We start from the raw sequence: 20091 nt of genomic DNA, 5'->3' as shown, positions 1-20091 counted from the left end.
GCCAGTCCCGCTCAACCCCTGCAAGCCGGAGGAACCGGATGAATCTGCTGCTCGCCGAGGTGGCGCAGGCCACCCAGCGGCTGGCCGACGCCGGCGTGCCCTCACCGCGCTTCGACGCGGAGGAGCTCGCCTCGTTCGTCCACGGCGTCAAGCGGGGAGAGCTGCACCGGGTCCCCGACAGCGACTTCGACGCCCGCTACTGGGAGGCCATCGCCCGCCGCGAGGCCCGCGAACCCCTTCAGCACATCACCGGCCGCGCCTTCTTCCGCTACCTGGAACTCCAGGTCGGGCCGGGCGTGTTCGTGCCGCGCCCGGAGACCGAGTCGGTGGTGAGCTGGGCCATAGACGCCGTACGCGCCATGGACGTCGTCGAGCCGCTCATCATCGACCTGTGCACCGGCTCCGGCGCCATCGCGCTCGCCCTGGCCCAGGAGGTGCCGCGCTCCCGCGTGCACGCCGTGGAACTGGACGAGGGCGCCCTGAAGTGGACCCGCAAGAACGTCGACGGGTCCCGCGTCGTCCTGCACCACGGGGACGCGCGCACCGCGCTGCCCGAGCTGGACGGCCAGGTCGACCTCGTCATCTCCAACCCGCCGTACATCCCGCTCACCGAGTGGGAGTACGTCGCCCCCGAGGCCCGGGACCACGACCCCGAGCTGGCGCTGTTCTCCGGTGAGGACGGCCTCGACCTCATCCGCGGCATCGAGCGCACCGCGCACCGCCTGCTGCGCCCCGGCGGCGTCGTCGTCATCGAGCACGCCGACACCCAGGGCGGCCAGGTCCCGTGGATCTTCACCGAGGAGCGGGGCTGGGCGGACGCCGCCGACCACCCGGACCTCAACAACCGGCCGCGCTTCGCCACCGCCCGCAAGGCGATGCCGTGACCAGTGCTCCGTACGTCCCGATTGCTCCCAGCATTGCGCACAGCCCGAAGTTCCTGCCCGAGGGGGTCCGTTAAATGGCACGGCGATACGACTGCAACGACGCGACCGACCGCAAGACCGGTCTGCGCGAAGCCGCCTCGGCAGTGCGCCGCGGCGAGCTGGTCGTCCTGCCCACCGACACCGTGTACGGGATCGGCGCGGACGCCTTCAGCAGCGAGGCCGTCGGCGACCTGCTGGAGGCCAAGGGCCGCGGCCGCAACATGCCGAGCCCCGTCCTCATCGGCTCCCCGAACACCCTGCACGGCCTGGTCACCGACTTCTCCGAGCAGGCCTGGGAGCTCGTCGACGCGTTCTGGCCGGGCGGGCTGACCCTGGTCGCCAAGCACCAGCCGTCCCTCCAGTGGGACCTCGGCGACACCCGCGGCACCGTCGCCGTCCGGATGCCGCTGCACCCCATCGCGATCGAGCTGCTCACCGAGGTCGGCCCGATGGCCGTCTCCTCCGGCAACCTCACCGGGCACCCGTCCCCCGAGACCTGCGACGCCGCCCTGGACATGCTGGGCGACTCCGTCTCGGTGTACCTGGACGGCGGCCCCACCCCCGGCAACCTGCCGTCCTCCATCGTGGACGTGACCGGCCCCGTGCCGGTGCTGCTGCGCGCCGGAGTGCTCAGTGCGGAGGAGCTCCGCAAGGTCGTGCCCGATCTTGAGGTGGCGAGTTGACCGCCCTTGACGGGCGTGGCACAGCAGAAGGCATATCGGGGACCACCTTCCGTATCCTCCACGTCAGCACCGGCAACGTGTGCCGCTCACCGATCACCGAGCGGCTGACCCGGCACGCCCTGGAGGAGCGCCTGGGCGACCCGCACTTCGGCGGACTCGTCGTCGAGAGCGCCGGCACCTGGGGCCACGAGGGCGCCCCCATGGAGGCCAACGCCGCCGCCGTCCTCGCGGACTTCGGCGCGGACGCCTCCGGCTTCACCGGCCGCGAGCTGCTGGACGAGCACGTCATCCGGGCCGACCTGGTGCTGACCGCCACCCGCGACCACCGGGCGCAGGTCATCTCCATGGGGCACTCGGCCGGGCTGCGCACCTTCACGCTGAAGGAGTTCAACCGGCTGGTGCGGGCCATAGACCCGCTGACGCTGCCCGACGCGGCCGAGCACGGCGTCGTGGAGCGGGCCCGCGCCCTGGTGCGCGCGGCGGCCGCGCTGCGGGGCTGGCTGCTGGCGCCCACCGAGGAGGCGGACGAGGTCTACGACCCGTACGGGGCGCCCATCACCTTCTTCCGCTCTGTCGGCGAGGAGATCCAGCTCGCCCTGGACCCGGTCGTCACCGCCCTGACGGGCATCCCCGGCAAGGACTGAGGAACCACGCCGGGCGTCATCGGCGTACCGGGCCTACATTGGGGGACACGCCCCTTACGGTCCCCCACCGCAGGCCCGGAGCCCGAGATGCCCGTCGTCGACGCGTCACCGACCGCCCCCGCGCACCCGGGCGCGGATTTCGGCACCCTGGAACGGCTCGACCCCGAGATCGCCGCCGTCGTACGCGGCGAGGCCGAGCGCGAGGCGGCCGGCCTCCAGCTCGTCGCCGCCGAGAACTTCACCTCGCCCGCCGTGCTGGCCGCGCTCGGCTCGGTACTCGCGAACAAGTACGCGGAGGGCTACCCGGGCGCCCGGCACCACGGCGGCTGCGAGGTCGTCGACGAGGCCGAGCGCCTCGCCGTGGACCGGGCGAAGGGGCTGTTCGGCGCCGCGCACGCCAACGTGCAGCCGCACTCCGGGTCGGCCGCCGTGCTGGCCGCGTACGCCGCCCTGCTCAAGCCGGGGGACACCCTGCTGGCCATGGGGCTCCCGTCCGGCGGGCACCTCACGCACGGCGCGCCCGGCAACTTCTCCGGCCGGTGGTTCGACGTCGTCGGCTACGGGGTCGACGCGCGAAGCGGGCTGCTCGACTACGCGCAGGTGCGGGAGCTGGCGCGCACGCACCGCCCGCGGGCGATCGTCGTCGGGTCGATCTCGTATCCGCGCCACCCCGACTACGCGGCCTTCCGGGAGATCGCCGACGAGGTCGGCGCGTACCTCGTCGCCGACGCCGCGCACCCGATCGGCCTGGTGGCCGGGGGAGCGGCGCCCAGCCCCGTGCCGTACGCCGACGTGGTGTGCGCGACCACGCACAAGGTGCTGCGCGGGCCGCGCGGCGGCATGCTGCTGTGCGGCGAGGAGCTGGCCGAGCGGATCGACCGGGCGGTGTTCCCGTTCACCCAGGGCGGCGCGCAGATGCACACGATCGCGGCGAAGGCGGTCGCGTTCGGCGAGGCGGCGCGGCCCGTCTTCACCACGTACGCCCATCAGGTGGTTTCCAACGCGCGCGTGCTGGGCGAGGGCCTGGCGGCCGAGGGCCTCGCGCTGACCACCGGCGGCACGGACACGCACCTGCTGACCGTCGACCCGGCACCGCTGGGACTGGACGGGCGGGAGGCCAGGGCACGGCTGGCGGCGGCCGGGATCGTCCTGGACACGTGCGCGCTGCCGTACGGGGAGGGGCGCGGGCTGCGGCTGGGCACCGCGGCCGTGACCACGCAGGGCATGGGCGAGGCGCAGATGGCGCGCGTGGCGGCGCTGTTCGCGCTCGCGCTGCGAGGGGAACGGCGTGCCGCGGGCGGGGTGCGCGAGCTGGCGAGGCGGTTTCCGCCGTACCCGGACGCCCCGTTCCGGGGGTGAAACCGTTCCTCCTTACCGGGGACGGACGGGCGGTGTGCAACCGTCCGGGGCACCCGAGTGTCCTCAACCCCGTGGCCGCGAAGCTAGGGTGTGGGGCTGAGAAGGCCAGCGACAACTGTGGGGCAGCCCGTGCGTGAATACCTGTTGACGCTCTGCGTCACGGCCGCGGTGACCTATCTGCTGACGGGGCCGGTGCGGAAGTTCGCCATCGCCTCCGGAGCGATGCCGGAGATCCGCGCCCGCGACGTCCACCGGGAACCGACACCGCGGCTCGGCGGCATCGCCATGTTCGGCGGTCTGTGCGCGGGGCTGCTGGTGGCGGACCACCTGGAGAGCCTCAACGGCGTCTTCGACCTGTCGAACGAACCACGGGCACTGCTCTCCGGGGCCGCCGTGATCTGGCTGATCGGCGTCCTGGACGACAAGTTCGAGATCGACGCGCTGATCAAGCTGGGCGGGCAGTTCATCGCCGCCGGCGTGATGGTGATGCAGGGCCTCACCGTGCTGTACCTGCCGGTCCCCGGCGTCGGCGCGGTCTCGCTGACCGGCTGGCAGGGCAATCTGCTCACCGTCGCGCTCGTCGTCATCACCATCAACGCGGTGAACTTCGTCGACGGCCTGGACGGCCTCGCGGCCGGCATGGTGTGCATCGCGGCCACCGCGTTCTTCCTGTACGCCTACCGGATGTGGTTCCGGTACGGGATCGAGGAGGCGGCCCCCGCGACGCTGTTCGCGGCGATCCTGGTCGGCATGTGCATCGGCTTCCTGCCGCACAACATGCATCCGGCCCGCATCTTCATGGGCGACTCCGGCTCGATGCTGATCGGCCTGGTGCTGGCGGCGGGCGCCATCTCGATCACGGGCCAGGTGGACTCGGACGCGCTGAGGCTCTTCATCGGCGGCGAGCGGGCGGCCACCCACGCGATGCTGCCGGTGTTCATCCCGCTGCTGCTGCCGCTGACGATCATCGCGATCCCGTTCGCGGACCTGATGCTGGCGATCGTGCGCAGGACCTGGCAGGGCAAGTCGCCGTTCGCGGCGGACCGCGGGCATCTGCACCACCGGCTGCTGGAGATCGGGCACTCGCACAGCCGGGCGGTGCTGATCATGTACTTCTGGTCGGCGCTCATCGCGTTCGGGATGGTCGCGTACTCGGTGAACTCGGCCAGCATGTGGATTGTGCTGGTGATCGTCGGCCTGAGCGCGCTGGGCCTGGTCCTGCTGCTCCTGCCGCGCTTCACGCCGCGGGCCCCGCGGTGGATGGAGGCGTTCGTGCCGCCCCGCTACCGGCGCGGCCGCACCCAGGTGGTCGCGTCGTCCGCGGCGGCCTCCACGGGGGCCCAGGAGGCCGCCGAGGCGCCGCGCGCAGAGGGCGACAACAGCGACGAAGGGGACCGTTCGCCCGTGGCGGCGGGCGTCAACGGAGCGACCGCGGTGGGCCCCCGTTCGCGTTTCAACTGAGCCTCCCGCATTGACGATTGCCCCAGCGAAGCCCAATACCAGACAAAGCGCCAGAGTGCAGTGCACACACGGGCGCTGTCACTCTCATGTGTGACAGCAACCACACTTTCTGGGTAAAGACTGCATCAAATAGTTTGTGATACGGTTCACGAGACCCGGCGACAGAGCCGCGGGACCGCGGTGCGACGGTCCGGCGGCCCGAGGACCCTTCTCGATCCGGGCTTACGCTCGTCCATGACGACACCCACTGCCCCCACCAAGCAAAGCGGAGCTGCCGCCATGCCGTCCAACGACGCCCGGACACTCCTTCGAACCGCCGTACCCGCTGCTGCCGTCGGCGCTGTCGCCGTCCTGGTCGCCGCGCTGGTCGGCGGCGGCGAAGGGGCGCTCGGGGCACTCGTGGGCACGGGGGTGTCGCTCGCTTTCATGGGGGGTGGGCTGGTGGCACTCCAGCGCACCGCGAAGCGGCTGCCGCAGCTCTTCCAGGCCATGGGGCTCCTGCTCTATGTGCTCCAACTGCTGCTGCTGTTCGTCTTCCTGGCAGTGTTCAAGGGCACAGAGCTGTTCGACTTCAAGGCGTTCGGTTTCACACTGCTCGCCGTCACCATCATGTGGATCGCCGCCCAGGCGCGCGCCTACATGAAGGCAAAGATCCTTTACGTCGACCCCGACTCGTCCGAGGCCCAGAAGCCCCAGAAGACCGGGTCCCCGACGTGAAGGGTAGGGCCGGGATAAATGGCCGTTCGAGATGCTGCTATCGTCCGGTGCCAACTGCGGCACTGCGGGCGCGGGCATTCGAGCTGACGCCTGTCCCAGCGCGAGGCTCGATGCCGAACCGCCCCGCCCAGCTTTCCAAGACCACCAGTCCAGTGCCGACCCGCGGCTTCCTGCCGCGCCGACACAACGAGGTTGCCGTACCTATGCGCCACGCTGAAGGAGCCCGCGGTGAGTGCTGACACAACGCTTGCCTTTGATGCGAGCTGCCACATTTTCTCCGGATGCGGGTTCCCGGCTCCGGGCCTCCACACCTTCCTGTACAAGCCGATGTTCGAGGTGGCGGGCTTCGAGTTCACGAAGCCCATGCTGCTCGCGCTGCTCAGCACGCTCGTGATCGTCGCCTTCTTCTGGGCGGCCTTCAACAAGCCGAAGCTGGTGCCCGGCAAGGTCCAGATGATCGGTGAGGCCGGGTACGACTTCGTCCGCCGCGGCATCGTCTACGAGATCATCGGCAAGAAGGACGGCGAGAAGTACGTCCCGCTGATGGTGTCGCTCTTCTTCTTCGTCTGGATCATGAACGTCTGGTCGATCATCCCGGTCGCCCAGTTCCCGGTCCCGTCGCTGATCGCCTTCCCGGCCGGCCTCGCGCTGATCGTGTACGTGCTCTGGGTCTCGCTGACCTTCAAGAAGCACGGCTTCGTCGGCGGCTGGAAGAACATCACCGGTTACGACAAGTCGCTGGGCTGGGTCCTGCCGCTCGTCGTGGTCATCGAGTTCTTCTCGAACCTGGTCATCCGGCCCTTCACGCACGCGGTGCGACTGTTCGCGAACATGTTCGCCGGCCACCTGCTCATCGTGATGTTCACCCTGGCCTCCTGGTACCTCATGAACGGCATCGGAATCGCCTACGGCACCGTGTCCTTCGTCATGGTCCTGGTGATGACCGTCTTCGAGCTCTTCATCCAGGCCGTCCAGGCTTACGTCTTCGTGCTCCTGGCCTCCAGCTACGTCCAGGGCGCACTCGCCAAGGGCCACTGAGCCAGCACGACCGGGCCGGCGCGCAGCGCGGGCCTCGCCCCCCAGAACCAACAGACGTCCGGTGGCCAACCCCCACCGGTCCGTGAAAGAGAAGGAAGTAACGGCATGTCCGCTGCTCTCGAGCTTGTCAACCTCGCTGCCGGTGCCAAGGAGAACGTCGTCGGCAACGTCGCCTCCATCGGCTACGGCCTCGCCGCGATCGGCCCCGGCGTCGGCGTCGGCATCATCTTCGGTAACGGCACCCAGGCCCTCGCGCGTCAGCCCGAGGCCGCCGGCCTGATCCGCACCAACCAGATCATGGGCTTCGCCTTCTGTGAGGCTCTCGCCCTCATCGGCATCGTCATGGGCTTCGTCTACCAGTAAGCCCGGACCGACAGCCAACTACCTTTCACGGAAGGCACTGATGTGAACGCTCTGTTCCTTGCGGCGGCGGAGGAGCCTCAGAATCCTCTGATCCCGCATCTCGACGAGCTGGTCATCGGTCTGATCGCCTTCGTCATCGTCTTCGGCTTCCTCGCCAAGAAGCTCCTCCCGAACATCAACAAGGTTCTGGAAGAGCGCCGCGAGGCCATCGAAGGCGGTATCGAGAAGGCCGACGAGGCCCGGATCGAAGCCGAGAGCGTCCTGGAGCAGTACAAGGCCCAGCTTGCCGAGGCCCGCCACGAGGCCGCGCGGCTCCGTCAGGAGGCGCTGGAGCAGGGCACTGCGCTCAAGGAAGACCTGCGCGCAGAGGGTCAGCGGCAGCGCGAGGAGATCATCGCTGCCGGTCACGCCCAGATCGAGGCCGACCGCAAGCAGGCTGCTCTGACGCTGCGTCAGGACGTCGGCAAGCTCGCCACCGACCTGGCCGGCAAGCTGGTCGGCGAGTCCCTCGAGGACCACGCCCGCCAGAGCCGCACCATCGACCGTTTCCTCAACGAGCTTGAGGAGAAGGCCGAGGCCGCCCGATGAACGGCGCGAGCCGTGAGGCCCTGGGCAACGCCCGGAGCAGCCTCGACGCGCTGACGGACACCCCGTCCGTCGACGCGACGAAGCTGGCCGGCGACCTGGCCGCCGTCACCGCGCTGCTTGACCGCGAGGTCTCGCTGCGCCGGGTCCTGACCGACCCGTCGCAGCCCGGCGAGGCCAAGGCGGAGCTGGCCGGGCGCCTGCTCACCGGTCAGGTGGACGGCGCGGCCGTCGACCTGGTCAAGGGCATGGTCCGCTCGCGCTGGTCGCAGTCGCGCGACCTGGTCGACGCGACGGAGGAGCTGGCGAACACCGCCGACCTCACCGCCGCTCAGCAGGCCGGCTCCCTCGACAACGTCGAGGACGAGCTGTTCCGCTTCGGCCGGATCGTCTCGTCGGACGCCGCGCTCCGTTCCGCGCTCACCGACAAGGCGGCCACCGCCGCCGCCAAGAGCTCGCTGCTCCGCAGCCTGCTCGGGGGTCGGGCCGAGCAGGTCACCGAGCGTCTGGTCGTCCGTCTTGTGACGCAGCCCCGTGGACGTAGCCTGGAAGCGGGACTCGAGTCCCTCTCCAAGCTCGCCGCGGAGCGCCGCAGCCGGATGGTCGCGGAGGTCACCTCCGCGGTGCCCCTCACCGACCAGCAGAAGCAGCGCCTCGGCGCCGCCCTCGCCAAGATCTACGGTCGCGAGATGCACCTGAACCTCGACGTGGACCCCGCGGTCCTCGGCGGAATCCAGGTCCGCGTCGGCGACGAGTTCATCAACGGCACGGTCGCGGAGCGCCTCGACGAGGTCTCCCGGCGCATGGCCGGCTGACGCCGGTACCCGTATCACGTACGCAGCACCACGCATTGCCAGCGGCCCGGTTGGGCCGCAGAGGATTCCTGGGGGCCGACCCCAGACCCCTAGAAAACTTCGGGCCCAACAAGGAGAGCAGGGAACCCAGATGGCGGAGCTCACGATCCGGCCGGAGGAGATCCGGGACGCACTGGAGAACTTCGTCCAGTCGTACAAGCCGGACGCGGCCTCGCGCGAGGAGGTCGGAACTGTCAGCGTTGCCGGCGACGGCATCGCGAAGATCGAGGGACTTCCCTCGGCCATGGCGAACGAGCTGCTGAAGTTCGAGGACGGAACCCTCGGTCTCGCCCTCAACCTCGAAGAGCGCGAGATCGGCGCGATCGTCCTCGGCGAGTTCAGCGGAATCGAGGAGGGCCAGCCGGTGCAGCGCACCGGTGAGGTGCTCTCCGTCGGCGTCGGCGAGGGCTACCTCGGCCGCGTCGTCGACCCGCTCGGCAACCCGATCGACGGCCTCGGCGAGATCGAGACCGAGGGCCGCCGCGCCCTGGAGCTGCAGGCTCCGGGCGTCATGGTCCGCAAGTCCGTGCACGAGCCGATGCAGACCGGCTACAAGGCCGTCGACTCGATGGTGCCGATCGGCCGCGGTCAGCGTCAGCTGATCATCGGCGACCGCCAGACCGGCAAGACCGCGCTGGCCGTCGACACGATCATCAACCAGCGTGACAACTGGCGCTCGGGCGACCCGAAGAAGCAGGTCCGCTGCATCTACGTCGCCATCGGCCAGAAGGGCTCCACCATCGCCTCCGTGCGTGGTGCGCTCCAGGAGGCCGGCGCGCTCGAGTACACGACGATCGTCGCCGCCCCCGCGTCCGACCCGGCCGGCTTCAAGTACCTGGCCCCGTACACCGGTTCGGCCATCGGCCAGCACTGGATGTACGACGGCAAGCACGTCCTCATCATCTTCGACGACCTGTCGAAGCAGGCCGACGCCTACCGCGCCGTGTCGCTGCTGCTGCGCCGTCCGCCGGGCCGCGAGGCCTACCCGGGCGACGTCTTCTACCTGCACTCGCGTCTCCTCGAGCGTTGCGCGAAGCTGTCGGACGACCTGGGCGCCGGCTCGATGACGGGTCTGCCCATCGTCGAGACCAAGGCGAACGACGTGTCGGCGTTCATCCCGACCAACGTCATCTCCATCACCGACGGCCAGTGCTTCCTGGAGTCGGACCTCTTCAACGCCAACCAGCGTCCGGCGCTCAACGTCGGTATCTCGGTCTCGCGCGTCGGTGGTTCCGCCCAGCACAAGGCGATGCGTCAGGTCTCCGGCCGACTGCGTCTGGACCTCGCCCAGTACCGCGAGCTGGAGGCGTTCGCCGCCTTCGGTTCCGACCTGGACGCGGCCTCCAAGTCGTCGCTGGAGCGCGGCAAGCGCCTGGTCGAGCTGCTGAAGCAGGGCCAGTACCAGCCGATGCCCGTCGAGGAGCAGGTCGTCTCCGTCTGGGCCGGCACCACCGGCAAGATGGACGACGTCCCGGTCAACGACATCCGCCGCTTCGAGAGCGAGCTGCTGGACTACCTGCGCCGCGAGCGCAAGGAGCTCCTCACCTCGATCGCCGAGGGCGCGAAGATGTCCGACGACACCCTGCAGTCCATCGCCGAGGCGATCACCACGTTCAAGGGACGGTTCGAGACCTCGGACGGCAAGTCCCTGGGCGAGGACGCACCGGCCGTCAACGTCTCCAAGTGACGACGGAAGGGACCTGACTCATGGGAGCGCAGCTCCGGGTCTACAAGCGTCGCATCCGATCCGTCACCGCGACCAAGAAGATCACCAAGGCGATGGAGATGATCGCCGCCTCTCGCATCGTCAAGGCTCAGCGCCAGGTTGCGGCTTCCACGCCGTACGCCAGCGAGCTGAACCGCGCGGTGACGGCGGTGGCGACCGGCTCCAACACCAAGCACCCGCTGACCACCGAGGCCGACGCCCCGGCCCGCGCCGCGGTCCTGCTCCTCACGAGCGACCGCGGTCTGGCCGGCGGCTACTCCTCCAACGCCATCAAGGCCGCGGAGCGGCTCACCGAGCGGCTGCGCGGCGAGGGCAAGGAGGTCGACACCTACATCGTCGGCCGCAAGGGCGTCGCCTACTACGGGTTCCGTGAGCGCAAGGTCGCGGACTCGTGGACCGGCTTCACCGACAGCCCGACCTACGCGGACGCCAAGCGCGTGGCCGGCCCCCTCATCGAGGCCGTCACCACCGAGACGGCCGAGGGCGGCGTCGACGAACTGCACATCGTCTTCACGGAATTCGTGTCGATGATGACGCAGACCCCGGTCGAGAACCGGATGCTGCCGCTCAGCCTCGACAAGGTCGAGAAGGAGGAGGGCGCGAAGGACGAGATCCTTCCGCTCTTCGACTTCGAGCCGTCGGCGGAGGACGTTCTCGACGCCCTGCTGCCGCGCTACGTCGAGAGCCGTATCTACAACGCACTGCTGCAGGCCGCCGCTTCCGAGCACGCCGCCCGTCGTCGTGCGATGAAGTCGGCGACCGACAACGCCGGGGATCTCATCAAGAGCCTCTCCCGGCTTGCCAACGCGGCCCGCCAGGCCGAAATCACCCAGGAAATCAGCGAGATCGTCGGTGGCGCCAGCGCCCTGGCCGACGCGACCGCGGGGAGTGACAAGTAAGTGACGACGAACACTGAGACCGCAGTGGCGGCCGTTGCCACGGGCCGCGTCGCCCGGGTCATCGGCCCGGTCGTCGACGTGGAGTTCCCCGTCGACGCCATGCCGGAGATCTACAACGCCCTCAAGGTCCAGGTCGCAGACCCGGCCGAGGACGGCGCCCTGAAGACGCTGACCCTGGAAGTCGCCCTGCACCTGGGCGACGGCCTGGTCCGTGCGATCTCGATGCAGCCCACCGACGGCCTGGTCCGCCAGGCCCCGGTGACCGACACCGGCGAGGGCATCACCGTCCCCGTCGGCGAGATCACCAAGGGCAAGGTGTTCAACACCCTCGGCGAGATCCTGAACAAGCCGGAGGCCAACGCCGAGGTGACCGAGCGGTGGCCCATCCACCGCAAGGCCCCGTCGTTCGACCAGCTCGAGTCGAAGACCGAGATGTTCGAGACCGGCATCAAGGTCATCGACCTGCTCACCCCGTACGTCAAGGGTGGAAAGATCGGTCTGTTCGGTGGCGCCGGTGTCGGCAAGACCGTGCTGATCCAGGAAATGATCTACCGCGTGGCCAACAACCACGACGGTGTGTCGGTGTTCGCCGGTGTCGGTGAGCGCACCCGTGAGGGCAACGACCTCATCGAGGAAATGGCCGACTCGGGCGTCATCGACAAGACGGCCCTCGTCTTCGGCCAGATGGACGAGCCGCCGGGCACGCGTCTTCGCGTCGCGCTCTCGGGCCTGACCATGGCGGAGTACTTCCGCGATGTGCAGAAGCAGGACGTGCTCTTCTTCATCGACAACATCTTCCGCTACACGCAGGCGGGTTCCGAGGTCTCCACGCTCCTCGGCCGCATGCCGTCCGCGGTGGGTTACCAGCCGAACCTGGCCGACGAGATGGGTCTCCTCCAGGAGCGCATCACCTCGACCCGCGGTCACTCGATCACCTCGATGCAGGCGATCTACGTCCCCGCGGACGACCTGACCGACCCGGCGCCGGCCACCACCTTCGCCCACCTGGACGCGACGACCGTGCTGTCGCGCCCGATCTCGGAGAAGGGCATCTACCCCGCGGTGGACCCGCTCGACTCCACGTCGCGCATCCTGGACCCCCGCTACATCGCGGCGGACCACTACGCGACCGCGATGCGCGTCAAGGCGATCCTGCAGAAGTACAAGGACCTCCAGGACATCATCGCGATCCTCGGTATCGACGAGCTGGGCGAAGAGGACAAGCTGGTCGTCCACCGCGCCCGTCGTGTCGAGCGCTTCCTGTCGCAGAACACCCACGTCGCCAAGCAGTTCACCGGCGTGGACGGTTCGGACGTTCCGCTCGACGAGTCGATCACCGCGTTCAACGCCATCTGCGACGGTGACTACGACCACTTCCCCGAGCAGGCGTTCTTCCTGTGCGGTGGCATTGAGGACCTCAAGGCCAACGCCAAGGAGCTCGGCGTCAGCTGACGTCAGGCCCCACCTGTAGTGCAGTGCCGTACGCGTGAGAGGGGCGGGCCCGCCCCGCCCCTCTCTCCGTACACCCCCTAGACTTTGACCCAACACCCGGCAGCCACTGCCGGGTGGTGACCCGAGGAGCCACCCTTGGCTGCTGAGCTGCACGTCGAGCTGGTCGCAGCGGACCGCAACGTCTGGTCCGGCGAGGCCACCCTGGTCGTCGCGCGCACCACGTCCGGCGACATCGGCGTCATGCCCGGTCACCAGCCGCTTCTGGGTGTGCTGGAATCGGGCCCGGTGACCATCCGTACGAGCGAGGGCGGCACCGTCGTCGCCGCCGTCCACGGCGGTTTCATCTCGTTCGCCGACAACAAGCTGTCGCTGCTCGCGGAGATCGCCGAGCTGGCCGACGAGATCGACACGGCGCGCGCCGAGCGGGCGCTGGAAGCGGCGAAGGCGGCGGACGACTCCGCCGCCGAGCGTCGCGCCGACGTCCGTCTGCGCGCGGTGGCGGGACACTGAGTCCTGCCTCACCCCACGTGATCCGCCCTCAGCCGCGGCTCGTACTGGATACTTCCAGGACGGGTCGCGGCTGACGCGGATGCGGAAGCGGACGCCGTCGCGTGGTGTTGTAGTGCTGAAGTGCTTTTCCGTAGCGGTACTGGATGAGGCGAGGAGGTCGTAGGAGATGATCCTCGCTCTGCTTGTGTGCGGCTCTGTCGTCCTGCTGGTGCTGGTGGGGCTGTTCGTCTTCGGGTTGCGCCGGAGGCTGATCCAGCGCTCCGGCGGCACCTTCGACTGCTCGCTGCGCTGGGACACCCCCGAGGAGTCGGACCGGTCCGGCAAGGGCTGGGTGTACGGCGTGGCCCGCTACAGCGGTGACCGGATCGCCTGGTTCCGGGTCTTCAGCTACGCCCCCAAGCCCCGCCGCGTCCTGGAGCGTTCGGCCATCGAGGTCGTCGCGCGCCGGGCCCCGGAGGGCGAGGAGGAGCTGGCGCTGCTGTCCGACGCGCACATCCTGGGCTGCGTCCACCGCGGCACGCGCCTGGAGCTGGCGATGAGCGAGGACGCGCTCACCGGGTTCCTGGCGTGGCTGGAGGCGGCGCCGCCGGGGCAACGAGTCAATGTGGCGTAGACCGGGCGAGGTACTTCGTACGGACGAAAGCCGGGGGAGACGGGGAGCGGTCCCGTCTCCCCCGGCTTTTCCCATGGGGGGAGTCCTTCGTCGTGCCCTGCGGGCTACTTCAGGCCGGAGTCGATCGCCGAGACCAGCTCGCCGTTGGCGGTGTCACCGCTGAACTCCCAGAAGAAGGCGCCGCCCAGGCCCTGCGCCTTGGACCAGGCCATCTTCGAGGTGATGGTCGCCGGGGTGTCGTAGCTCCACCAGTTGGTGCCGCAGTGGGCGTAGGCCGTGCCGGCGACGGTGCCGTTCGAGGGGCAGCTCGCCTTGAGGACCTTGTAGTCCTCGATGCCCTGCTCGTACGTTCCGGCGGCCGGGCCGGTGGCGGTGCCGCCCGGCTCCTTCTGGGTGACGCCGGTCCAGCCGCGGCCGTAGAAGCCGATGCCGAGCAGCAGCTTCTTGGCGGGGACGCCCTTGGCCTTGAGCTTGGCGATGGCCTCGGCGGAGGTGTAACCCGCCTTCGGGATGCCGGTGTACGAGGTCAGCGGGGAGTGCGGGGCGGTCGGGCCCTTCGCGTCCCAGGCGCCGAAGAAGTCGTACGTCATCACGTTGTACCAGTCGAAGGACTTGGCGGCGGTGCCGTAGTCGGCGAGGTCGAGCTTGCCGCCGTCCGAGCCGTCGGCGGAGATGGCCGCGGTGACCAGGTTGCTCGCGCCGAACTTGGTGCGCAGCGCGGAGGCCAGGTTGCCGAGGGCGGCCGGGCCGCTGGTGTCACAGGTGAGACCGCAGGCGTTCGGGTACTCCCAGTCGATGTCGATGCCGTCGAAGACGTCCGCCCAGCGCGGGTCCTCGACCAGCTTGTAGCAGGAGTCCGCGAAGGCGGCCGGGTTCTTGGCCGCGTCACCGAAGCCGCCGGACCAGGTCCAGCCGCCGAACGACCAGATCACCTTGATGTGCGGGTACTTGGCCTTCAGCTTGCGCAACTGGTTGAAGTTGCCGCGCAGCGGCTGGTCCCAGGTGTCGGCGACGCCGTCGACCGACTGGTCGGCGGTGTACGCCTTGTCGTAGTCCGCGAAGGCGTCGCCGATGGTGCACTTGCCGCCCTGGACGTTGCCGAAGGCGTAGTTGATGTGCGTGATCTTGGCGGCGGAGCCGGACGTCACCAGGTTCTTGACGTGGTAGTTGCGGCCGTAGACGCCCCAGTTGGTGAAGTAGCCCAGCTTGACCTGGTCACCGGGCTGGGGGCCGGGGCCGCCGTCGTCGCCGGTGGTCTTCACCGTGACCGATCCGCTGGCCGGACCGGTCTGGTCGGCGGTGTCGCGGGCCTGGACGGCGTAGGAGTAACTGGTGCCCTTGGCCAGGGCGTTGTCGGTGTACGTCAGGCCCGTGACGGTGGCGACCGCCTTGCCGTCGCGCAGGACGTCGTAGTTCTTGACGCCCTTGTCGTCCGTGGCGGCGGTCCAGGTCAGCTTGGCCGAGGTGTCCTTGATGTCGCTCGCGACCGGGGTGCCGGGGGCGGTCGGGGCGGTGTCGCCGGGCTGGGAACCGCCGTCGCAGGAGCCGCCGTTGAGCTTGCAGCCCGACGGGTTGCCGGGGCCGGTGCCGTTGAAGCCGAAGGTGACGGCGGCGCCGGGTGCCAGGGTCCCGTTCCAGGAGAGGTTCTTGGCCGTGTAGTGGTTCCCGGCGGAGGTGAGCGTGGCGTCCCAGGCCGAGCCGGCCTTGGTGCCGGTGGGGAAGTCCCACTCCACGGTCCAGGAGGACAGGGTGGTGGTGCCCGTGTTCTTCACGGTCCACGAGCCTTCGAAGCCCGTGCCCCAGTCCGACTTCTTGGTGTACGTCGCCGTGGCCGAGGGGGCGGCCTGGGCGGGGGAGGCCAGGCCGACCATCGCGGCGAGGGGAAGGGCGAGTGCGGTGAGCGTGGCCGCGATGCGTGTTCTGTAGCGCTGTCGCGTGGGGGTTGCTGTACTCAAGGGTTGCTCCCGAGAGAGGTCCGACATGACGGGGGTGGGACCTGCGCCGCCCGGTGAACACGCCACGGCCCGGATGGAGATGGGGAGGCGGGCCTTGGCGTGCTCACCACACAGTGCGGCGAGCGTGCCAAGGTCTGGACCAATCGTCAAGAGGTCTGGACCAGAGAAGGGGAACTCCCGTTCGGGACCCGTCACCGTTTCAGGAGAGCCCCAACTCCTGCGAGAGGACCGCCGCCTGGACCCTGCTCCGCAGTCCGAGCTTGCCCAGAAGCCGGCTGACATGCGTCTTGACGGTGGCCTCCGCCATGTCGAGGCGCACCGCGATCTCCGCGTTGGACAGCCCCTCGCCGAGCCGCGCCAGCACCTCCCGCTCGCGCCGGGTCAGCGGGTCCAGCACGGCCGGATCGGGAGCGTCCTCGCGGCGCGCGGGGGCGGGCGCGGCGAACTCCGCGATCAGCCGCCGGGTCACGGCGGGCGCGATCAGGCCCTCGCCGCGCGCCACGGTCCGCACCGCCTCCAGCAGGTCCTTGGCCTCGGTGTTCTTCAGCAGGAAGCCCGCCGCGCCGGCCCGCAGCGCCCCGAAGACGTACGCGTCGAGATCGAAAGTGGTCAGGACGAGCACGTCGGCGAAGCCGCCGTCGACGACCTGCCGCGTCGCCGACACCCCGTCCAGGCGCGGCATCTGGACGTCCATCAGGACCAGGTCGGGGCGCAGCTCACGGGCCAGGCGCACGGCCTCCTCGCCGTCCGCGGCCTCGCCGACGACCTCGATGTCGGGGGCGCTGCCCAGGATGAGGACGAGTCCCGCCCGCACCGCCGACTGGTCCTCGGCGACGAGCACCCGCACCCGGCCCTCTCCTCGGGGTTCGGCGTTCATATGGGCAGCTCCTTGCTGTTGTCCTCGGCGGGCAGTTCGGCCCGCACCTGCCAGGTCTTCGTGCCGTCCGGGCCGGGGACGGGCCCCGTCGCGAGCACGCCGTGGAGGAGCGCCACCCGCTCCTCCATGCCCACCAGGCCCGCTCCGGAGCCGGGGGCGCGCGGGCCCGCGCGGTCGCCGTCGTACGGGCTGGTCACGGTCACCGTCAGGGTGTCGTCCGCGTGCGTGAGCGCGACGGTGACCGGGCCGGGGGACGCGTGCTTGAGGGCGTTGGTCAGGGACTCCTGGACGATCCGGTACGCGGCCAGCTCGACCGGCGTCGGCAGCTTCAGCCCCGGCGGCCGGGCGTCGTCGAGCGCGAAGGCCAGCCCGGTGTCCGCGGCGAAGGCCCGGGACTGCGCCAGCAGCGCGTCGAGCCCGTCGAGGGTGGGGGCGGCGGCCGGTTCCTCGCTCTCGCCGCCCGCCCGGAGCAGTCCGATCAGCCGGCGCATTTCGGCCAGGCCCTGGACGCTGTTCTCCCGGATCACGGCGAGGGCGCGGGAGGAGGTCTCGGGGGTGTCGATGGAGAGGGCCGCGGTGGAGTGGATGGCGATGGCGGAGAGGTGGTTCGCCACCATGTCGTGCAGCTCCCGGGCCATCCTCGTGCGCTCGGCGAGGACGGCCTGGTTGTGGTCGATCTCGGCGAGCAGGGCGGTCTGCTCGGCGCGCAGCCGGGCGGCGTCGGCGGCCTGGCGGTGGTTGCGCAGGGTGACGCCGGTCAGGGCGGGCGCGAAGCTGACCGCGGCGACGATCAGGCCGAACAGCAGGGCCTCCGCCGTCCTGAACCAGGCGACGAAGCCGATGGTCGTGATCAGCGTGATCATGCCCGTGGTGATCGGGATGCGCCGGGCGGCCGAGGGCGTGCCGTAGACGACGGCCGCGTACACGATGTCCGCGAACATGATCACGGTGGCGAGGTTGCCCCGGGTGAACTGGTCCGCGACCACCCCCAGGGTGGCGAGGACCAGGGCGAGCTGCGGAGAAGACCTGCGGATCAGCTCCAGCGCGGCGAGCAGGGTCAGGGGGAGCAGGGTCACCCAGGCGGGGAGCAGGTCGCGGTTGCCCTGGCTGTAGAGGCCCAGCAGCCACAGCAGCAGTCCGCCCAGCCAACTGCACACGGCGAGCAGGACGTCGTCGCAGTGCGGGCGGAAGGGCGGGCGGCGGAGGGGCACGCCTCCCATCCAACACGGATCTTCCCGGCGCGTCCTCCCCGCACGGGCCGAAGCCCGGGTACACCGAAGGATGCAGTGGGGTTTCGTCACTGGTGACGATGTACGGCCAGGGGCGTACGGGCGATCGTGGGAGTGCGCTCACCGGAGTGCGTACGGGAGGAGCTGCTGTCGTGATCGTCGCGCTGGTCGTCGCGTGTGAAGTGGGCTTCTGGGTGCTGCTGTTGGCGGGACTCGGGCTGCGGTACCTGGCGAAGATGCCCCGGCTGGGGGCGGCGGTGCTGCTGTGCGAGCCGCTGCTGGAGGTCGTGCTGCTCGTGGTGACCGTGCTCGACCTGCGCAACGGGGCGCGGCCGGACTGGAAGCACGGTCTGGCGGCGGTCTACATCGGCTTCACGGTGGTCATGGCGCACCGGGTGATCCGGTGGATGGACGCGCGCTTCGCCCACCGGTACGCGGGCGGGCCGCCGCCGGTGAAGCCGCCGAAGTACGGGTGGGGACGCACGAAGTTCGAGCTGCAGTCGGCGGCGCGGTGGATCCTGGCGTGCGCGATCGCGGCGGGGCTGTTGCAGGGGGCCGTGTGGCTGGTGGGGGAGAGCGGCGACGTCTCCTCCCTGCGGGAGTGGCAGCAGCGGATGGGGGTCGTGGCGCTGATCAACGTGATCATCGCGGCCGGCTACACCTTCTTCCCGAAGAAGGAGCCGGAGGGAACGGCCCCGCGGGAGCCGGAGCGCGTCCAGCGGCCGGGGGCGTTCACCGAGCGGTGAGGCCGGTGGCAGCGGCGGTCCCCGGCCCCGGGCGCGCGGAGAGCCGCACGCCCGGGGCCGCCCTTCAGGCGTACCGCCCCGCCTGACCTGCCGCTCCGCCTGGCCTACCGCTCGCCGCCCGGCACCCACAGCACGTCGCCGACGGACTTGTTGGCGGTGCGGGCCAGGATGAAGAGCAGGTCGGAGAGCCGGTTGAGGTAGGTGGCGGTGAGCGGGTTCATCGTGTCGCCGTGCACCTCGAAGGCCGCCCAGGTCGAGCGCTCCGCGCGCCGGACGACCGTGCAGGCCTGGTGGAGCAGGGCGGCCCCCGGCGTCCCGGCCGGGAGGATGAAGGAGCGGAGCTTCTCCAGGTCCGCGAGGTAGGTATCGCAGTCCGCTTCGAGTTTGTCGATGTAGGACTGCTCCACGCGCAGGGGCGGGTACTCGGGGTCCGCGACCACCGGGGTGGACAGGTCCGCGCCCACGTCGAAGAGGTCGTTCTGGATGCGGGTGAGGACCTTGACCACGTCCTCGTCCAGGTTCCCCAGGGCGATCGCCGTCCCGATCACCGCGTTCGCCTCGTTCGCGTCCGCGTAGGCCGAGATCCGCAGATCCGTCTTCGCGGTGCGGCTCATGTCGCCCAGCGCGGTGGTGCCCTTGTCGCCGGTACGGGTGTAGATGCGCGTCAGATTGACCATGCCCCGAGGGTAGCCATCACGCGCCCGCCCGGCGGAACTCCCGGGTGCCCGCGAACACCGCCAGGCCCGTGAAGGCGACGGCCACCAGGACTCCGTACAGCATCGTGGTGTTCGCGTACTCGCCGACGTACGCCGACCGCACCGCGTCCACCAGGTACCGGAACGGCATGAAGTGGGAGAGGACGTCCAGCCAGGTCGGCGCCAGCGCCATGGGGAGCATCAGGCCGGACAGCAGGATCGCCGGCATCGAGACCGCGTTCACCACCGGCCCGAAGCCCTGCGGCGTCGCCACCTTCATCGCCAGCGTGTACGAGAGCGACGCGAGCGCGACGGTGAGCACCGCGACGAACGCGAAGCCGATCAGGATCCCGGCGAGCGGTGCGCGCAGCCCCATCAGCAGGGCCGCCGCCACCAGCAGTACCGCCTGGAAGACGAAGAGGACCGTGTCCCGCAGCACCCGGCCCAGGAGCAGCGCGAGCCGGCTGACCGGGGTGACCCGCATCCGCTCCACCACGCCCGTCCCCTTGTCCAGGATCAGCGCGAATCCCGCGAACGAGGCTCCGAACAGACCGAGTTGCAGGAGCAGGCCGGGCACCAGGACCTGCCAGGAGTCGCCCTTGGAGGCGAGGGGGAGGTCGGTGAGGAGCGGGCCGAAGAAGAGCAGGTAGAGCAGCGGCATGAGGACGCCGAAGAAGATCTGGAACTTCGAGCGCATCGTCTGCCGCAGATAGCGGCCGAGGACGATCGAGGTGTCGCTGAGTACGGAGGGCATCTCGGTTT

At 70.0% G+C, this 20091-nt stretch carries 21 protein-coding genes; 16 read left to right on the top strand and 5 right to left on the bottom strand.

The window, feature by feature from the left end; translation table 11 throughout:
* Positions 1–38: 38 nt before the first annotated feature.
* The 15 genes from prmC to ACIP93_RS05110 all read left to right on the top strand — a co-directional run bounded on the left by prmC (position 39) and on the right by ACIP93_RS05110 (position 13827).
* Positions 39–884: a peptide chain release factor N(5)-glutamine methyltransferase gene (prmC, locus tag ACIP93_RS05180; protein ID WP_345228409.1), complete on the top strand. Its 846-nt coding sequence runs from the start codon at positions 39–41 to the stop codon at positions 882–884.
* 74 nt (positions 885–958) lie between these two features.
* Entirely contained in the window at positions 959–1606 is a 648-nt protein-coding gene (locus tag ACIP93_RS05175) for an L-threonylcarbamoyladenylate synthase (RefSeq protein WP_345228408.1), read from the top strand.
* Positions 1603–2250 (top strand): protein-tyrosine-phosphatase, encoded by a 648-nt coding sequence (locus tag ACIP93_RS05170; protein WP_345228407.1) that lies wholly within the window; start codon positions 1603–1605, stop codon positions 2248–2250. Before ACIP93_RS05175 ends, ACIP93_RS05170 begins: the two co-directional genes overlap by 4 nt.
* Before the next feature lie 87 nt (positions 2251–2337).
* Positions 2338–3609: a serine hydroxymethyltransferase gene (gene glyA, locus ACIP93_RS05165; RefSeq protein WP_401755885.1), complete on the top strand. Its 1272-nt coding sequence runs from the start codon at positions 2338–2340 to the stop codon at positions 3607–3609.
* 129 nt (positions 3610–3738) lie between these two features.
* Positions 3739–5070, top strand: a complete 1332-nt coding sequence (locus ACIP93_RS05160) for an MraY family glycosyltransferase (RefSeq protein WP_401755882.1) — start codon at positions 3739–3741, stop codon at positions 5068–5070.
* Between the two features lie 279 nt (positions 5071–5349).
* The gene (locus ACIP93_RS05155) at positions 5350–5787 is read left to right on the top strand and encodes a hypothetical protein (RefSeq protein WP_345229142.1); all 438 of its coding nucleotides are present in this window, start codon (positions 5350–5352) and stop codon (positions 5785–5787) included.
* A 228-nt stretch (positions 5788–6015) separates the two neighbouring features.
* Entirely contained in the window at positions 6016–6825 is an 810-nt protein-coding gene (gene atpB / locus ACIP93_RS05150; RefSeq protein ID WP_401755879.1) for a F0F1 ATP synthase subunit A, read from the top strand.
* A gap of 105 nt (positions 6826–6930) precedes the next feature.
* Complete coding sequence (gene atpE, locus ACIP93_RS05145) at positions 6931–7188, top strand: ATP synthase F0 subunit C (RefSeq protein ID WP_189826685.1); 258 nt, start codon at positions 6931–6933, stop codon at positions 7186–7188.
* A gap of 42 nt (positions 7189–7230) precedes the next feature.
* A complete protein-coding gene (locus ACIP93_RS05140; protein ID WP_345228402.1) occupies positions 7231–7776 on the top strand; it encodes a F0F1 ATP synthase subunit B in 546 nt (181 codons plus the stop codon).
* The gene (locus ACIP93_RS05135) at positions 7773–8588 is read left to right on the top strand and encodes a F0F1 ATP synthase subunit delta (RefSeq protein ID WP_345228401.1); all 816 of its coding nucleotides are present in this window, start codon (positions 7773–7775) and stop codon (positions 8586–8588) included. The genes ACIP93_RS05140 and ACIP93_RS05135 overlap by 4 nt, the downstream gene beginning before the upstream one ends.
* A 130-nt stretch (positions 8589–8718) precedes the next feature.
* The gene (gene atpA / locus ACIP93_RS05130) at positions 8719–10314 is read left to right on the top strand and encodes a F0F1 ATP synthase subunit alpha (protein ID WP_345228400.1); all 1596 of its coding nucleotides are present in this window, start codon (positions 8719–8721) and stop codon (positions 10312–10314) included.
* 20 nt (positions 10315–10334) lie between these two features.
* Positions 10335–11252: a F0F1 ATP synthase subunit gamma gene (locus ACIP93_RS05125; protein WP_345228399.1), complete on the top strand. Its 918-nt coding sequence runs from the start codon at positions 10335–10337 to the stop codon at positions 11250–11252.
* Positions 11253–12704 carry a F0F1 ATP synthase subunit beta gene (gene atpD / locus ACIP93_RS05120; protein WP_345228398.1) on the top strand — a complete coding sequence of 484 codons (1452 nt, stop codon included), beginning with the start codon at positions 11253–11255 and terminating at the stop codon, positions 12702–12704.
* Between the two features lie 135 nt (positions 12705–12839).
* Entirely contained in the window at positions 12840–13214 is a 375-nt protein-coding gene (locus ACIP93_RS05115; protein WP_345228397.1) for a F0F1 ATP synthase subunit epsilon, read from the top strand.
* Between the two features lie 166 nt (positions 13215–13380).
* Positions 13381–13827, top strand: coding sequence for a DUF2550 domain-containing protein (locus ACIP93_RS05110; RefSeq protein ID WP_345228396.1), 447 nt, complete (start codon positions 13381–13383; stop codon positions 13825–13827).
* A gap of 104 nt (positions 13828–13931) precedes the next feature.
* On the opposite strand, the gene ACIP93_RS05105 is transcribed toward ACIP93_RS05110, so the two are convergent.
* From ACIP93_RS05105 to ACIP93_RS05095, 3 genes are all read right to left on the bottom strand, one after another.
* The gene (locus tag ACIP93_RS05105; protein WP_401755871.1) at positions 13932–15782 is read right to left on the bottom strand and encodes a glycosyl hydrolase family 18 protein; all 1851 of its coding nucleotides are present in this window, start codon (positions 15780–15782) and stop codon (positions 13932–13934) included.
* A gap of 199 nt (positions 15783–15981) precedes the next feature.
* Positions 15982–16659: a response regulator transcription factor gene (locus tag ACIP93_RS05100; RefSeq protein WP_345228394.1), complete on the bottom strand. Its 678-nt coding sequence runs from the start codon at positions 16657–16659 to the stop codon at positions 15982–15984.
* The gene (locus tag ACIP93_RS05095; RefSeq protein ID WP_401755866.1) at positions 16656–17879 is read right to left on the bottom strand and encodes a sensor histidine kinase; all 1224 of its coding nucleotides are present in this window, start codon (positions 17877–17879) and stop codon (positions 16656–16658) included. Before ACIP93_RS05095 ends, ACIP93_RS05100 begins: the two co-directional genes overlap by 4 nt.
* Positions 17880–18040: 161 nt before the next feature.
* Between ACIP93_RS05095 and ACIP93_RS05090 the strand changes: the two genes are divergently transcribed.
* Positions 18041–18634, top strand: a complete 594-nt coding sequence (locus tag ACIP93_RS05090) for a hypothetical protein (RefSeq protein ID WP_401755863.1) — start codon at positions 18041–18043, stop codon at positions 18632–18634.
* 104 nt (positions 18635–18738) lie between these two features.
* Here the strand turns inward: ACIP93_RS05090 and ACIP93_RS05085 are convergent, their stop codons facing one another.
* Positions 18739–19311, bottom strand: coding sequence for a cob(I)yrinic acid a,c-diamide adenosyltransferase (locus ACIP93_RS05085; protein WP_345228391.1), 573 nt, complete (start codon positions 19309–19311; stop codon positions 18739–18741).
* A gap of 16 nt (positions 19312–19327) precedes the next feature.
* On the bottom strand, positions 19328–20083 hold the full coding sequence (locus tag ACIP93_RS05080) for an ABC transporter permease (RefSeq protein WP_345228390.1): 756 nt from the start codon (positions 20081–20083) through the stop codon (positions 19328–19330).
* Positions 20084–20091 lie beyond the last annotated feature (8 nt).

Origin of the sequence: Streptomyces sp. NPDC088745 (assembly GCF_044751045.1) — a bacterium.
Lineage (GTDB): Bacteria > Actinomycetota > Actinomycetes > Streptomycetales > Streptomycetaceae > Streptomyces > Streptomyces cremeus.
This window is presented reverse-complemented; position numbering and strand designations above follow the sequence as displayed.